This is a genomic window from Streptomyces sp. NPDC028928 (assembly GCF_055564915.1).
Window position 1 is genome coordinate 136,877 of sequence record NZ_JBVHVI010000013.1, and the last position, 14,488, is coordinate 151,364.

General features: G+C 73.4%; 11 protein-coding genes. 5 read left to right on the plus strand and 6 right to left on the minus strand.

All coding sequences use genetic code 11. The features are described from left to right. Nucleotides 1-122: 122 nt before the first annotated feature. The 4 genes from ACZ4U1_RS29320 to ACZ4U1_RS29335 form a co-directional block, all read right to left on the minus strand. Nucleotides 123-722 (minus strand): Tat pathway signal sequence domain protein, encoded by a 600-nt coding sequence (locus ACZ4U1_RS29320; protein WP_467907162.1) that lies wholly within the window; start codon nucleotides 720-722, stop codon nucleotides 123-125. Next, on the minus strand, nucleotides 719-1,138 hold the full coding sequence (locus tag ACZ4U1_RS29325) for a hypothetical protein (RefSeq protein ID WP_467907163.1): 420 nt from the start codon (nucleotides 1,136-1,138) through the stop codon (nucleotides 719-721). The genes ACZ4U1_RS29320 and ACZ4U1_RS29325 overlap by 4 nt, the downstream gene beginning before the upstream one ends. Nucleotides 1,139-1,259: 121 nt before the next feature. Beyond that, on the minus strand, nucleotides 1,260-1,751 hold the full coding sequence (locus ACZ4U1_RS29330; RefSeq protein ID WP_467907164.1) for a hotdog fold thioesterase: 492 nt from the start codon (nucleotides 1,749-1,751) through the stop codon (nucleotides 1,260-1,262). A gap of 47 nt (nucleotides 1,752-1,798) precedes the next feature. Then, nucleotides 1,799-4,111, minus strand: coding sequence for an FdhF/YdeP family oxidoreductase (locus ACZ4U1_RS29335; protein WP_467907165.1), 2,313 nt, complete (start codon nucleotides 4,109-4,111; stop codon nucleotides 1,799-1,801). 209 nt (nucleotides 4,112-4,320) lie between these two features. Here ACZ4U1_RS29335 and polA point away from each other — a divergent pair, with 209 nt between their 5' ends. Both polA and ACZ4U1_RS29345 read left to right on the plus strand, forming a co-directional pair. Further along, nucleotides 4,321-7,047 carry a DNA polymerase I gene (gene polA / locus ACZ4U1_RS29340; RefSeq protein WP_467907166.1) on the plus strand — a complete coding sequence of 909 codons (2,727 nt, stop codon included), beginning with the start codon at nucleotides 4,321-4,323 and terminating at the stop codon, nucleotides 7,045-7,047. A 154-nt stretch (nucleotides 7,048-7,201) separates the two neighbouring features. Beyond that, nucleotides 7,202-7,621, plus strand: coding sequence for a hypothetical protein (locus ACZ4U1_RS29345; RefSeq protein ID WP_467907167.1), 420 nt, complete (start codon nucleotides 7,202-7,204; stop codon nucleotides 7,619-7,621). Here the strand turns inward: ACZ4U1_RS29345 and ACZ4U1_RS29350 are convergent. Beyond that, complete coding sequence (locus ACZ4U1_RS29350) at nucleotides 7,521-8,399, minus strand: DUF4184 family protein (protein WP_467907168.1); 879 nt, start codon at nucleotides 8,397-8,399, stop codon at nucleotides 7,521-7,523. The genes ACZ4U1_RS29345 and ACZ4U1_RS29350 overlap by 101 nt on opposite strands. Nucleotides 8,400-8,715: 316 nt before the next feature. Between ACZ4U1_RS29350 and ACZ4U1_RS29355 the strand changes: the two genes are divergently transcribed. The 3 genes from ACZ4U1_RS29355 to pgfA all read left to right on the plus strand — a co-directional run bounded on the left by ACZ4U1_RS29355 (nucleotide 8,716) and on the right by pgfA (nucleotide 11,827). After that, nucleotides 8,716-10,497: a lytic transglycosylase domain-containing protein gene (locus ACZ4U1_RS29355; RefSeq protein WP_467907169.1), complete on the plus strand. Its 1,782-nt coding sequence runs from the start codon at nucleotides 8,716-8,718 to the stop codon at nucleotides 10,495-10,497. Between the two features lie 175 nt (nucleotides 10,498-10,672). Next, nucleotides 10,673-10,807 (plus strand): SPW_0924 family protein, encoded by a 135-nt coding sequence (locus tag ACZ4U1_RS29360; RefSeq protein ID WP_189303934.1) that lies wholly within the window; start codon nucleotides 10,673-10,675, stop codon nucleotides 10,805-10,807. 27 nt (nucleotides 10,808-10,834) lie between these two features. Continuing rightward, the gene (pgfA, locus tag ACZ4U1_RS29365; protein ID WP_467907170.1) at nucleotides 10,835-11,827 is read left to right on the plus strand and encodes a cell envelope lipid trafficking protein PgfA; all 993 of its coding nucleotides are present in this window, start codon (nucleotides 10,835-10,837) and stop codon (nucleotides 11,825-11,827) included. Here the strand turns inward: pgfA and ACZ4U1_RS29370 are convergent. Next, entirely contained in the window at nucleotides 11,817-14,465 is a 2,649-nt protein-coding gene (locus ACZ4U1_RS29370; protein ID WP_467907171.1) for an ATP-dependent RNA helicase, read from the minus strand. The genes pgfA and ACZ4U1_RS29370 overlap by 11 nt on opposite strands. Nucleotides 14,466-14,488: the final 23 nt, after the last annotated feature.

The window sequence follows — 14,488 nt, forward strand, 5'->3', positions numbered from 1 at the left end:
CGTAATGCAGAGCGGTACTGGGTGGGGTGGAAGGTCGAATTCAGGGGGATTCGCTCCGTCCACATTCTGAGAATCCGCAGGACCCGCCATGATCCTTTCAGGTGTCTCGGCGGTTTTGGTGATTACCTGAATCTGTTGCTGCAGGCTACTTCCAGGGCGCGGGAGAGGTCCTGGGCGTAGCGACGGCCCAGGATGAAGCTCTGCTCCTGTATTGCGCGCGTATTACGTAGAGTTACGTCCAGGAAAGGGAGTCCGGCGTTCCTGGGGACTTTTCGGCATTCCGTCACGTGCATCGTGATGGTGATCTTGCTGGCCGAATCGGCCCGGGTCCGGATCGGAGCGGGTGGCTCCGTGGTCAGGGACAGGCCCGCGTACGGCTGGGTCACGCGGGTCACGGTGACCGGCGGTCCCGACGCCACGCTCACCAGGACGGCGAAGCTGAAGCTGCGCGGCGGGGCGCCCGCCGGAGTGGTCCGGGCGTCGAGGTAGGTCACGTCCACCACCTGTACGGGGTGCGGCACTTGGGGTCGCGGGCGTTTCGCGCGCTCGGGCGGCTGCTGCGGGCGGCCGGCGTAGAGATAGCCGCCGCCTCCGAGGAGGACGGCAAGGGCGGCGAGGGCGAGGACGATCCGCCGGTGGCGGGTGTACCAGGCGGCCCTCCTCCGTGGGGTGTCCCACGCGCGCGTGCCCTCGCCGGGCTCCGGCGGGCCGATGCCGCTCATGTCCAGGGCCCCTCGGTCGGGGTCCCGTGGCGGTAGCGCTCGGTACACGCCGTACGCGCATGACGGTCGATCAACTGATCGGCCGCACCGCGCCCTTGACGTCGTGTCAGGGGCCGGGCGGCGTCCACGACGTCCCTCAGGATCTGGTACTGGCCGTGGGACAGGCCCATCGACTGGTAGTCGCCGTAGGTGTCACCGTCGAGAACCTTGCGCGACCAGTAGGTGACGAGCCTGGTGCACAGGTCGGCGTCGGAGGCCGGCCCGGCCGGGCTCGAGGCAGGGGTGGGGGTCCCGCTCGCGGAAGGCGGTGAGCCGCCGGGGTGGCCGCAGCCCGACAGGCACAGCACCGCCGACGGCACCGCGACTCCGAACACCAGGAACCTCACCCCCGGCCGGGGGCCTCCTCGCCGTCCCATGAGCCGAAGCTAAGGGGAGGGCGGGCGAGGGGCAACGCCCCGGCCGAGCCGGGCTCGGCTTGCGGCGGACCCGGGCTCGGCTTGCGGTGGGGCCGGGCTCGGCTTGCGGTCGGGCCGGGGTTCAGCTCGCGGCGGGCTCCGTGGCGGCGCCGTCGCCCGGCCGCACGTCCCGCAGCAGGCAGGTCAGCCGGGCGGTGCAGACCCGGCGGCCCTCCTCGTCGCTGATCACGATCTCGTACGTCGCCGTCGACCGCCCCCGGTGCACCGGCGTGGCCACACCCGTCACCAGGCCCGAGCGGACCCCGCGGTGGTGGGTGCAGTTCAGGTCCACCCCGACCGCGATCTTCGAGGCGCCGCCGTGCAGCATGGAGCCGACCGAGCCCAGGGTCTCCGCCAGCACCGCGGAGGCGCCGCCGTGCAGCAGGCCGTACGGCTGGGTGTTGCCCTCCACGGGCATGGTCCCGACGACCTTCTCCGCCGAGGCCTCGAGGATCTGCACTCCCATGCGCGTGCCCAGGTGCCCGGCCGAGAACAGGGCGGGGAGATCCACACCGAGCGACGCGTACTCGTCGATGACCTCCTGCGGGAACTTCACTCGCTGCTGCTCACCCATGGGCCCGGCTCCGTTCGTCGTCAGCTGTCGGCTCACTGAGCAAACGCTCAGTCGGTCGCCGATTGTTCCAGACGGCTCTCCGGGGTCTCCGTGTGGTCTTCGAGCCGTACGACGACGGACTTGCTGGCCGGGGTGTTGCTGGTGTCGGCGGTGGCGTCCAGCGGCACCAGCACGTTCGTCTCGGGGTAGTAGGCCGCCGCACAGCCCCGGGCCGTCGGATACAGCACGACCCGGAAGCCCGGCGCCCGCCGCTCCACCCCGTCCTGCCACTCGCTCACCAGGTCGACGTACGACCCCTCGGCGACCCCGAGCGCGCGGGCGTCCTCGGGGTGCACCAGCACCACCCGGCGCCCGCCCGTGATGCCCCGGTAGCGGTCGTCGAGGCCGTAGATCGTGGTGTTGTACTGGTCGTGCGAGCGCAGGGTCTGCAGCAGCAGCCGGCCCTCGGGCAGCGCCGGGTACTCCACCGGGGCCGCCGTGAAGTTCGCCTTGCCCGTGGCCGTCGGGAAGCGGCGCTCGTCGCGGGGGGCGTGCGGCAGCGTGAAGCCGCCAGGGCGGGCCACGCGCGCGTTGAAGTCCTCGAAACCGGGGATCACGCGCGCGATGCGGTCCCGGATCGTGGCGTAGTCCTTCGCGAACTCCTCCCACGGCACGACACTGCGCTCGCCGAGCACCCGGCGCGCGAGCGAGCAGATGATGGCCGGCTCGGACCTGAGCTGCGGGCTCGCGGGCTTCAGGCGCCCGCGCGAGGCGTGCACCATGCCCATGGAGTCCTCGACCGTCACGAACTGCTCACCGCTCGCCTGCACATCCCGCTCGGTCCGGCCCAGGGTGGGCAGGATCAGCGCACGCGCGCCCGTGACCACGTGCGAGCGGTTCAGCTTGGTCGACACGTGCACGGTCAGCCGCGCGCGGCGCATCGCGGCCTCGGTGACCTCGGTGTCGGGCGAGGCGGAGACGAAGTTGCCGCCCATGGCGAAGAACACCTTCGCCTCGCCGTCGCGCAGCGCGCGGATGGCCCGTACGACGTCGAAGCCGTGCTCGCGCGGCGGCGCGAACCCGAACTCCTTCTCCAGGGCGTCCAGGAAGGCCGGGGCGGGCCGCTCGAAGATGCCCATGGTGCGGTCGCCCTGGACGTTGCTGTGCCCGCGCACCGGGCACACTCCCGCGCCCGGGCGGCCGATGTTGCCGCGCAGCAGCAGGAAGTTGACCACCTCGCGGATGGTCGGTACGGCGTGCTTGTGCTGGGTGAGGCCCATGGCCCAGCAGACGATGGTGCGCTGCGAGGCGAGGACCATGCCGAGGGCCCGCTCGATCTCCGCGCGCGTGAGGCCGGTCGCGGTGAGCGTCTCGTCCCAGTCGGCGGCGCGCGCGGCCTCGGCGAACTCCTCGAAGCCGTGCGTGTGCTCGCGGACGAACTCCTCGTCGACCGCGCCGTCGGTCTCCAGGATCAGCTTGTTGAGGAGCCGGAAGAGGGCCTGGTCGCCGCCGATGCGGATCTGCAGGAACAGATCGGTGAGGGCGGCGCCCCTGAGCAGGCCCTGCGGGGTCTGGGGGTTCTTGAAGCGCTCCAGGCCTGCCTCGGGCAGCGGGTTGACGCTGATGACCTTCGCGCCGTTCGCCTTGGCCTTCTCCAGCGCGGAGAGCATCCGCGGATGGTTCGTGCCCGGGTTCTGGCCCGCGACGATGATCAGGTCGGCCTGGTACAGGTCCTCCAGCAGGACGCTGCCCTTGCCGATGCCGATGGTCTCGCTGAGCGCCGACCCGGACGACTCGTGGCACATGTTCGAGCAGTCGGGCAGGTTGTTCGTGCCCAGCTCGCGCGCGAAGAGCTGGTACAGGAACGCGGCCTCGTTGCTGGTGCGGCCCGAGGTGTAGAAGACGGCCTCGTCCGGCGAGCCGAGGGCGGCGATCTCCTCGGCGACGATGTCGAAGGCCCGCTCCCAGGAGACCGGCTCGTAGTGCGTGCCGCCCTCGGGGAGGTACATGGGGTGCGTGAGCCGGCCCTGCTGGCCCAGCCAGTAGCCGCTGCGGCCGGACAGGTCGGCGACGGAGTGCGCGGCGAAGAACTCGGGCGTGACCCGGCGCAGGGTGGCCTCCTCGGCCACCGCCTTGGCGCCGTTCTCGCAGAACTCCGCCGCGTGCCGGTGGTCCGGCTCCGGCCAGGCGCAGCCCGGGCAGTCGAAGCCGTCCTTCTGGTTCACGCGCAGCAGCGTCAGCGCGGTGCGCCGCACCCCCATCTGCTGCTGGGCGATGCGCAGTGTGTGCCCGATGGCGGGCAGCCCCGCCGCCGCGTGCTTCGGCTCCGCGACCTGCGGCGCGTCCTGAACCGGATCACCCTTGGGCGGCTTCGTCGCCATCGCACGCTCCCCTTCGACTGCGTGTGAGAAGTACGGTGCCGATCCTCCCACGGGTCACCGACAACGGCGCCGGGCGGGTTGACGAGGGGCGGGACCGTTGCCTGCTCCCTCGGTCACCTGCGCGTCCCGACCGGCCCCGTGTGGCGGTGCTCACGCCCGCCCCGGGCGCGCGGCCCGGGTTGTCAGTGGCTCGTGGCAGGATCGGGGACGTGGCAGAGACAGCATCGAAGCAGACCGACAAGACCCCCGGCGGCAACCGTCCCCGGCTGATGCTCATGGACGGGCACTCGCTGGCCTACCGCGCGTTCTTCGCGCTGCCCGCGGAGAACTTCACGACCGCGACCGGCCAGCCGACGAACGCGATCTACGGCTTCGCGTCGATGCTGGCCAACACCCTGCGTGACGAGGCGCCCACGCACTTCGCGGTGGCCTTCGACGTCTCCCGCAAGACCTGGCGCTCCGAGCGGTTCACCGAGTACAAGGCGAACCGCTCCAAGACCCCGGACGAGTTCAAGGGCCAGGTCGAGCTGATCGGCGAGCTGCTCGACGCGATGCACGCCCCGCGCTTCGCCGTCGAGGGGTACGAGGCGGACGACGTCATCGCCACCCTCGCCACCCAGGCCGAGGCCGAGGGCTTCGAGGTGCTGATCGTCACCGGTGACCGCGACTCCTTCCAGCTGGTCACCGAGAACACCACCGTGCTCTACCCGACCAAGGGCGTCTCGGAGCTGACCCGGTTCACCCCGGAGAAGGTTTTCGAGAAGTACGGATTGACGCCCGCCCAGTACCCGGACTTCGCGGCCCTGCGCGGCGACCCGTCCGACAACCTCCCCGGCATCCCCGGCGTCGGCGAGAAGACGGCCGCGAAGTGGATCAACCAGTTCGGCTCGTTCGCCGAGCTGGTCGAGCGCGTCGAGGAGGTCAAGGGCAAGGCCGGGCAGAACCTCCGAGACCACCTGGAGTCCGTCAAGCTCAACCGCGTCCTCACCGAGCTGGAGCGCCAGGTCGAGCTGCCGAAGTCGGTCGCCGACCTGGAGCGGGCCCCGTACGACCGCAAGGCCGTCGCGATGGTCCTGGACACCCTGGAGATCCGCAACCCGTCCCTGCGCGAACGCCTCTTCGCCGTCGACCCCGGCACGGAGGAGGCCGAGGTCACCCCGGTCACCACCGACGGCGTGGAGATCGACGGCCGGATCCTGCGCACCGGCGAGCTGGCCCCCTGGCTCGCCGAGCACGGCGCCGGCACCCTGGGCGTCGCCACCGTCGACACCTGGGCGCTGGGCGCCGGCTCGGTCGCCGAGGTCGCCCTCGCCGCGGCCGGGGGAGCGGCGGCCTGGTTCGACCCGTCGGAGCTGGACGAGGCCGACGAGAACGCGTTCGCGGCCTGGCTGGCCGACGCGGACCGCCCCAAGGTGTTCCACAACGCCAAGGGCGCCATGCGCGTCTTCGCCGAGCACGGCTGGAGCGTCGAGGGCGTGACCATGGACACCGCGCTCGCCGCCTACCTGGTCAAGCCCGGCCGCCGCTCCTTCGACCTGGACGCGCTGTCGATGGAGTACCTGCACCGCGAGCTGGCCCCCGCCGCCGCGGCCGACGGCCAGCTGGCCTTCGGCGCGGACGACGGCGCCGAGGCCGAGGCCCTGATGATCCAGGCCCGCGCCGTCCTGGACCTCGGCACGGCCTTCGAGGGCCGCCTCGAGGAGGTGGGCGCCGCCGACCTGCTCCGGGACATGGAGCTGCCCACGTCCGCGCTGCTCGCCCGCATGGAGCGGCACGGCATCGCGGCGGACCGCCCGCACCTCGAAGCGATGGAGCAGATGTTCGCGGGTGCGGTGCAGCAGGCGGTGAAGGAGGCGCACGCCGCGGCCGGCCACGAGTTCAACCTGGGCTCGCCCAAGCAGCTCCAGGAGGTCCTCTTCGGCGAGCTGGCGCTGCCGAAGACGAAGAAGACCAAGACCGGCTACACCACCGACGCCGACGCCCTGGCCTGGCTCGCCACCCAGACCGACAACGAACTGCCGGTGATCATGCTCCGGCACCGGGAGCAGGCCAAGCTCCGGGTCACCGTCGAGGGCCTGATCAAGACCATCGCGGGCGACGGCCGTATCCACACCACCTTCAACCAGACGGTGGCCGCGACCGGACGCCTGTCCTCCACGGACCCGAACCTGCAGAACATCCCGGTCCGCACGGACGAGGGCCGGGCGATCCGCCGGGGCTTCGTGGTCGGCGAGGGCTTCGAGTCCCTGATGACCGCGGACTACAGCCAGATCGAGCTGCGCGTCATGGCCCACCTCTCCGAGGACGAGGGCCTGATCCAGGCGTTCACCTCCGGTGAGGACCTGCACACCACCGCCGCCTCCCAGGTGTTCGGCGTCGAGCCCGGCGCGGTGGACGCGGAGATGCGCCGCAAGATCAAGGCGATGTCGTACGGCCTCGCGTACGGCCTGTCCGCGTTCGGCCTCTCCCAGCAGCTGAACATCGAGGCGGCCGAGGCCCGCGCCCTGATGGACGCCTACTTCGAGCGCTTCGGCGGGGTGCGGGACTATCTGCGCCGAGCGGTCGACGAGGCCCGGGCCACGGGCTACACGGCGACGCTCTTCGGCCGCCGCCGCTACCTGCCCGACCTCAACAGCGACAACCGCCAGCGCCGCGAGGCCGCCGAGCGCATGGCCCTCAACGCGCCCATCCAGGGCACGGCGGCGGACATCGTGAAGATCGCCATGCTCAAGGTGGACAGCGCCCTGCGGGAAGCGGACCTCAAGTCCCGCATGCTCCTCCAGGTGCACGACGAAATCGTCCTGGAGATCGCCCCCGGCGAGCGAGCGGCCGCGGAGGAGATCGTCCGCCGGGAGATGGCGGGCGCCGTGGACCTGCGGGCCCCGCTGGACGTCTCGGTGGGTGTGGGCCCCGACTGGGAATCCGCGGCCCACTAGCCGGGCGGTGCGTCAGCGGAGAGGGGCGTCGCGGCCAGGCCCAGGCCGGCGCCCCTCCCGGGTCCTCTCCCGCCGCCAGAACGGCGAACCCGTCACAACCCGAACGGACCCCGCCAAAACGCCCCGCACCCCCCGCAGCCGCAACACTGCGGGCATGGGTATACGCATGCTTCACCGCCGGACGCCCGAGGCAGCCACCGGGGTCTGGGCGGACACCGCCTCGGCGCAGGCCCTGCCCGCCGCGCCGGTCCCGGCCCTCGCGGCCGACGCAAGCACCGCCCGCATCCCGGCCGACCTGGCCACGGCCCTCCGCAGCGCCACCGCACGGTTCCGCAGCGGGCTCGCCGGCCGTGCGGCCCGGACGGCCGACTGGCGCCAGTGGACCGACCTGGCCCGTGGCTATCTCGCCCTCGTCCTCACCCTGATCCCGAGATCCCATCCCCGGCCCACCCTGACGGTCTTCGTCGCCTCCCTCACCGAGCGACCGGCCGCCCCCGGCCCGCACCGGCCACCTCACCGGAGCTCCCCGGACTCCCCGGACCCCCGGGACCAGCGGCCGGACGCCAGACCCTGACCCCGACGGCGTACAGCAGCAGCCCCAGGACCGTCCCCGCGCCCACGCCGAAGCACAGGGTGGGAACCAGCTCCCACGGCCCCGCCGCCGTACCCCGCTGCTCCCACCACCGCGCCGTCCGCTGCGCCGCCCCGGCCAGCGCACAGCCGCCGATCACCGCGAGCGCCCCCCACCGGTCCCGCACGGACAGCACCGGCACCCCCGCCGGCACCCCGCCCGGCGCCCGCCGCAGCGCACGCACCAGGAACACCACGAGCACCACGGCACCCGCCACCGACGACCCGTACTGCAACCAGGTGAACAGCGGCACACCGCCGGGGCGCTCCCGCCCGATGGCCGGAACCAGCCGCGTACCCCACCGGTCGTGATGCGTGAACGCGTCCCACACCACATGGGTGAGCGCGCCGAGCACCGCGGAGCCGTACCACCACCCCACCGACGCGGCCCGTACGCGCGCGCGTGGCGCACCGCAGCGCAACAGGGCGGCCGGCCGGCCCTGCCAGGCCCGCGGCAGCAGCGCGAGCAACGGCTCCCGGACCAGCAGCCACAGCCCCACCAGGGCCCAGGCGATGAGCACGTCGACCGTGACGACCCCGGTGAACGCGTGCGTGACCGTGCCGAACTCCATGCCGCCCGGCAGGACACCCGCCGCGTAGTACGGCATGTCGGGCGCGCAGGAACCCGCGACGAGCACCGCCGGCACCAGCCGGCCCCGGCCCCTGCCGTCCCGGCGGATCGCGGGCAGCACGGCCGCCGCATGACTGAGCGTGAACGGCAACAGAACCCCCGGAGCGGTCGACGGCCCGGATTCCGGCGCCGGTGATCAGCTCCGCCCAGTATGCGTGACCGCCGGCAGGCGCGCGCCCGCCGACGACAGTTGGCCAACCGGTGAAAACGCGGCGCGAACGGGTGCCCGCTCCAAGCAAGTTGTCGTAGGGTCACCTGCGGCGCCGTGCGGGCCGCACGGTCGTACACAGGTCTCACGGAGCCAAAGGCGGAACAGGGGCAACCAGAACACCGGGTCAACCGTCACACCAGAGCGAGGCAGTCGGACGGAGAAGGACGCACGGCGTTCACGGGAGGGGTTTCACTCTATGGCGGCGCATTTCGGCAGGCGGCTGCGCAAGGGAGCGGCGACCACCGCCGTGGCCGCGGCGGCGGTCGCGGCTCTCTCCGCGTCCCAGGCTCCGGGAGTGACCGGCGAGGACCACGGAAGACAGACGGCGGCCGGCGCCACCGCCCCCGTACCGGACGGGCCCGCCGAGGGCAACGCCACCGGCAACTCGCCCTACTTCACGGACCTGCCGCCCCTGAAGAGCCCCAACCCCAGCCCCTCGTCGGGCAACGGCACCCCCGTCGCCCGGGGCGAGGCCGAGGCCGGCATCCCGGCGACGGTCCTCGACGCCTACAAGAAGGCCGAGGCCGAACTGCGCTCCGCCAAGCCCGGCTGCAACCTGCCCTGGCAGCTGCTCGCCGCCATCGGCAAGGTCGAGTCGGGCCACGCCCGCGGCGGCCGGGTCGACGCCGACGGCACCACCGTGGGCCGGATCCTGGGCCCGCAGCTCGACGGCAACGGCTTCGCGCTCATCCCGGACACCGACGACGGCGCCTACGACGGCAACAGCACCTACGACCAGGCCGTCGGCCCCATGCAGTTCATCCCGTCCACCTGGGCCTGGGCCGGCCGCGACGGCAACGGCGACGGCCAGAAGGACCCCAACAACGTCTACGACGCCGCCCTCGCCGCGGGCCACTACCTGTGCCGCAACGACTGGGACCTGTCCACCGACAGCGGCCTGCACAGCGCGATCCTCAGCTACAACAACTCGCAGGACTACCTCAACCTGGTCCTGAACTGGCTGCAGTACTACCGCAAGGGCAGCCACTCCATCCCCGACGGCACCGGCAGCATCCCCGAGCACCGCAGCGACGGCGGCTCCCACCACACCACGTCCCCGAAGCCCTCGGACCCGCCGAGCAAGCCGCACCCGAAGCCCCACAAGCCCGGCAACGGCGGCGGCGACAACGGCGGCAGCGGAGGGAACGGCAACGGCGGGAACGGGGGCGGGGACACCGGGGGCGGTGGCACCGGGACGCCCGACCCCAAGCCGCCGACGCCGCCCGTCCCGCCGACACCCCCGCAGACGCCCACCGACCTCGTGGACCACCTGGAGGACACGGGCACCGGGAAGCTCACCGCCATGGCCGGCGACGCCTTCACCGAGCGGATCGGCACCCGCGCCGAGACCAAGGTCGGCAAGTCCGTCGCCAAGGTGAGGATCAGGTTCACCATCACCGGCGACACCGACGCCACCTTCGCCGGCGGCGAGACCGTCGCCACGGTCGCCACCGACGCCAAGGGCGTCGCACTCGCCCCGGCGCTCCAGGCCGGCGAGAAGACCGGCGACTTCAAGGTCACCGCGGCCGTCGTGGGCCGCTCGGTCAAGGGCGTCGACTACCCGGCGACCGTCACCGCCCGCGCCGCCGACACCCTGGCCCGCACCGGCGACACCCCGCTCACCTGCACCCCGGGCGGCGAGTTCGCCGACCAGGTCCAGGTGAAGGCGACGTACAAGGGGGCCGCCGCGGACAAGGTCGCGGCCACCGCCACCCTGATCAGGTCCGAGACCGACGCCACGGAGAACGACAAGGGCCCCTACTTCAAGGACGCCGACGGCAAGCCCGTCCGCACCCTCACCGGCCTCCAGACCGACGACAAGGGCCTGCTCACCCTGCCGAAGCTCTACGCGGACGACACCACCGGCACCTTCCTGCTCCGCATCACCACCACGGGCGGGGCGACGCTCACGGTGGAGCTGAAGGTCGCCGCGGCCGACACCTCGGCCGGCCCGACCCCGAGCGAGCCCTCCTCCTGACGCGAGCCCGGCACGGAACCCGGCGCACAGGGCGCCCCCTCCGCTCCCGCGGGGAGGGCGCCCTTCTTCGTGCGTGCACCGCTGTTCTCATCTCGCCCGCCCATTGCTACGGTGCCGGACCTGACGACCCATCAGGAGGCAGTCAGGACACCGACCGTCCGCCGGGAGGCCCCGCATGCGCGCCCTGATCGCCGCCGCGACCGGTCTCGCCCTCGCGCTCGCCCTGGTCCTCACCATCAGCGCGCTGGGCTCACCGTCGGGCCGGACGTCCCCCAAGCCGCTGCTGACGACGGTGCCCGCGCACCCGTAGCCGCGCCCGTCCGGGAGGGAGGCCGGAATGCGCCGCAAGGCAAGCCTGGTCCTGCTCGCCTGCGCCGTGTTCTGCGCGGCGCTGTCCCCGCTGCTGCGCTGGTACGCCTTCCCGCGCCTGGCCCGGATGCCCGCGAACCAGTACCAGGACATGGTCCTGGAGGCCCGGAACGCCACCCTCCTCGACTACGGCACCATGCGCGCGAAAAAGGTCCCCAAGGTCACCATCGTGCAGACCCTCAAAGGCAACGTGGAGGCCGCCGAGAAGATCGAGAAGACGGCGGGACGGCCGGTCGTCGTCTGGGACAGCCTCTCCTACGTCCAGGGCCCCGACGGCAAGATGGTCTCCAAGGTGCCCGAACGCTACATCTTCGACGCCCACAGCCAGGACCCCGTCCACGCCACCGGCGAGATGGTCGACGGCGACCCGGTCAGGCGCGAGGGCATCGAGTTCAAGTGGCCCTTCCTGACGCAGAAACGGGACTACGCGTACTTCGACGCGCAGACCCGCACCACCAGCCCCATCCACTACCGGGGCACCCGCACCTTCCGCGGCCTGACCGTCTACTGCTTCGAGCAGACCGTCCCCTGGACCAAGGTCCCCATGCCCAGGACGATGCCCGTCCGGGGCATCACCCCGGAGTCGGTCGCCAGGACCGGCACCACCCGCTGGTACACCACGGTCCGCAGGTTCTGGGTCGAGCCCGTCACCGGCGCACCCGTCTACGGCGAGGAGATCCACCGGGAGGAACTGCGCGGCGGCACCCTCCTCGGCGAGCGCGCCAAGGTCACCGCGTTCGCCGGGCACGTGAAGATGCGCGAGGACTACATCGACCACACGGTCGCCCTGGTCAAGCACAACCGCACCCTCGTCCTGGCTCTCACCTCCTACGTCCCCTGGGGCTCCCTCGGCCTCGGCGCGCTGCTCCTCGCCCTCGCCCTCTGGCTGGAGGCCCGCGCCCGCCGCCCCCAGGAGCCCGCGCCCCCGCGGACGGAGGAGCCCGCACCGGTCAGCGCCTGAGCCGCGCGTTGGTGTGCCGCGTGGGCTCGGCGGTCGCCGGATCCTCCGGCCACGGATGCTTCGGATAACGCCCGCGCAGCTCGGCCCGGACACCCCGGTAACCGTCCTGCCAGAAGGAGGCCAGGTCGGCCGTGACGGCGGCGGGCCGCCCGGCGGGCGAGAGCAGATGCACGAGCAGCGGCACGCCCGCGACGGCCGGCGTCTCCCGCAGCCCGAACATCTCCTGCAGCTTCACCGCGAGGACCGGCCGCTCGGGATCCCGGTAGTCGATCCGCACCCTGGACCCGCTCGGCACGGTGATCCGCTCGGGCGCCAGCTCGTCCAGCCGGCCCGCCTCCCCGCTCGCCCAGGGCAGCAGCCGCGCGAGCGCCTGCCCGGCGTCGATCCGGGCCAGATCGGCCCGCCGCCGGGCCCTGCCCAGCTCCGGCTCCAGCCATTCGTCCACGCGCGCGTGCAGCGCATCGTCCGACACGTCCGGCCACGGCTCCCCGAGGTGCGCCCGCAGGAACGCCAGCCGCTGCCGCAGTCCCTCAGCCTCCGGCGACCAGCGCAGCAGCCCGAGCCCGTCCTCCCGCAACCCGTCGAGCAGGGCGGCCCGTACGAGGGCGGGATCGGCCTCCTTCAGCGGCTGTACGGCCAGCTCGATCGCCCCGAGCCGCTCGACGTGCCGGGCCACGACGTCCCCGCCGGCCCAGTGCACCTCGTCCCGCTCGGCGAGCAGCGCCCCGGCGGCGACCCGCGCCACCTCCTCGTCCACGGCCGCCCCGAGCCGCACACGCGCGTGCCCCTTCCCCGTGGGCCGGTCGGCGACGGCGACGACGATCCAGGCAGCCCCCCGCAGCGCCGACCCCTCGGACAGCTCGGCCCGCGTCCCGGACGCCATGAGGTACGACCCACCGTCCAGCTTGGCGACCCGCTCGGGAAACGCGAGAGCGGCGACGAGCCCGGCGAGCCTGTCGTCTCCGCCGGACCCGGCGACGAGGCGCGCGAGGCGGTCGTTCCCGGCAGGCCCCGTGCCGCGCCCGGCGAGCAGGTCATTCCCGCCAGGCCCGGCCCCGGGGGCGGCCGACTTGTCGCCTCCGGTGCCTGGTCCGGCGTCGACGGTCCCTTCTGTCCGACGGTCGTCGGCGCGCGGAGGGGAGAACTCCGTCGGGGCGGCCGCGGCCCGCAGCCGCCGTACCTCCGCGGCCCACCGCGCCCCGTAGGCGTCACCCCCACGCCGCGCACGACGCAACGCACCGGCGAGATCGTCGCCGTACTCCCGCGGCACCTCCTCGGAGAGCAGGGCGACGACCGAGGCCCCCGCACCGGACGTGTCGAGCAACGCCCGCCCCAGCCGGGGGTGCACCCCGAGCCGGGCCAACCGCCCCCCGACCTCCGTCGCCCGCCCGACCGAGTCCACCGCCCCCACCGCGGTCAGCGCGGAGCGCGCCGCCGCCATCGCCCCACCCGGCGGCGGATCCAGCAGGGCCAGCCCGGAGGCGTCCGGATCGCCCCAGCACGCCGCCTGGAGGGCGAACGCGGTCAGGTCGGCCACCTTGATCTCCGGCGCGGGAAAAGCCGGCAGACGGCCGTCCTCGGCCTCCGCCCAGCACCGGTACACCGTCCCCGGCGCCTCACGCCCGGCCCGCCCCGCCCGCTGCCGCCCGGCCGCCCGCGACGCCCGTACGGTCGTCAGCCCGCTCAGCCCGCGCGCGTGATCCACCCGCGGCTCCCGCGCCAGCCCGGAGTCGACCACCACCCGTACCCCGGGCACGGTCAGCGACGACTCCGCCACGGACGTCGCCAGCACCACCCGGCGCCGCGTTCCGGGCGCCAGCACCGCGTCCTGCACGGCGGCCGGTGCCCGCCCGTGCACCTGGAGCACCTCCACGTCACCGAGATCCCCCAGCAGACCCGCCACGCGCGCGATCTCGCCCACGCCGGGCAGGAAGCACAGCACGTCCCCGTCCCGCTCGGCCAGCGCCCGCCGCACCACCGACGCCACATGCGCCAGCAGCGCCGGATCCACCCGCATCCCGTGCGGCGGCCGTACCGGACGCGCCGGAGGGGCCCACACCACCTGCACCGGATGGGCCACACCGGCCGCCTCCACCACCGGCGCCCCGCCGAGCAGCCGCGCCCACCCCTCGGCGTCCGTGGTCGCCGACGCGGCCACCAGCCGCAGCTCCGGCCGCAGCGCCTGCCGTACGTCCCACAGGAACGCGGCCACCGTGTCCGCGTCCAGATGCCGCTCGTGACACTCGTCGAGGACGACCGCGTCCACCCCGGCCAGCTCCTGGTCGCGCTGGAGCCGTTGCAGCAGGACACCGGTCGTCACGACCTCGACGCGCGTGTGCCGCCCCACGGACCGCTCGCCGCGCACGGTGAAGCCGACGCTCTCGCCGGGCCGCTCGCCCAGCAGCCACGCCATGCGCCGGGCCGCCGCCCGCACCGCGATCCGCCGCGGCTCGGCCACCACGACCCGCCGCGCGGGACCGCCCCCGACGAGCCCCGCCAGCACCAGCGGCACCAGCGTCGTCTTGCCGGTACCGGGCGGCGCCACCAGGACGGCGGTGCCGTCACCCTCCAGGGCGTCGGTCAGAGCGGGCAGGGCGGAGCGCACGGGCAGCGCGTCCAGGGCGTCGTAACGGATCACGCCCCCAGTGTCGTACGAGGGCG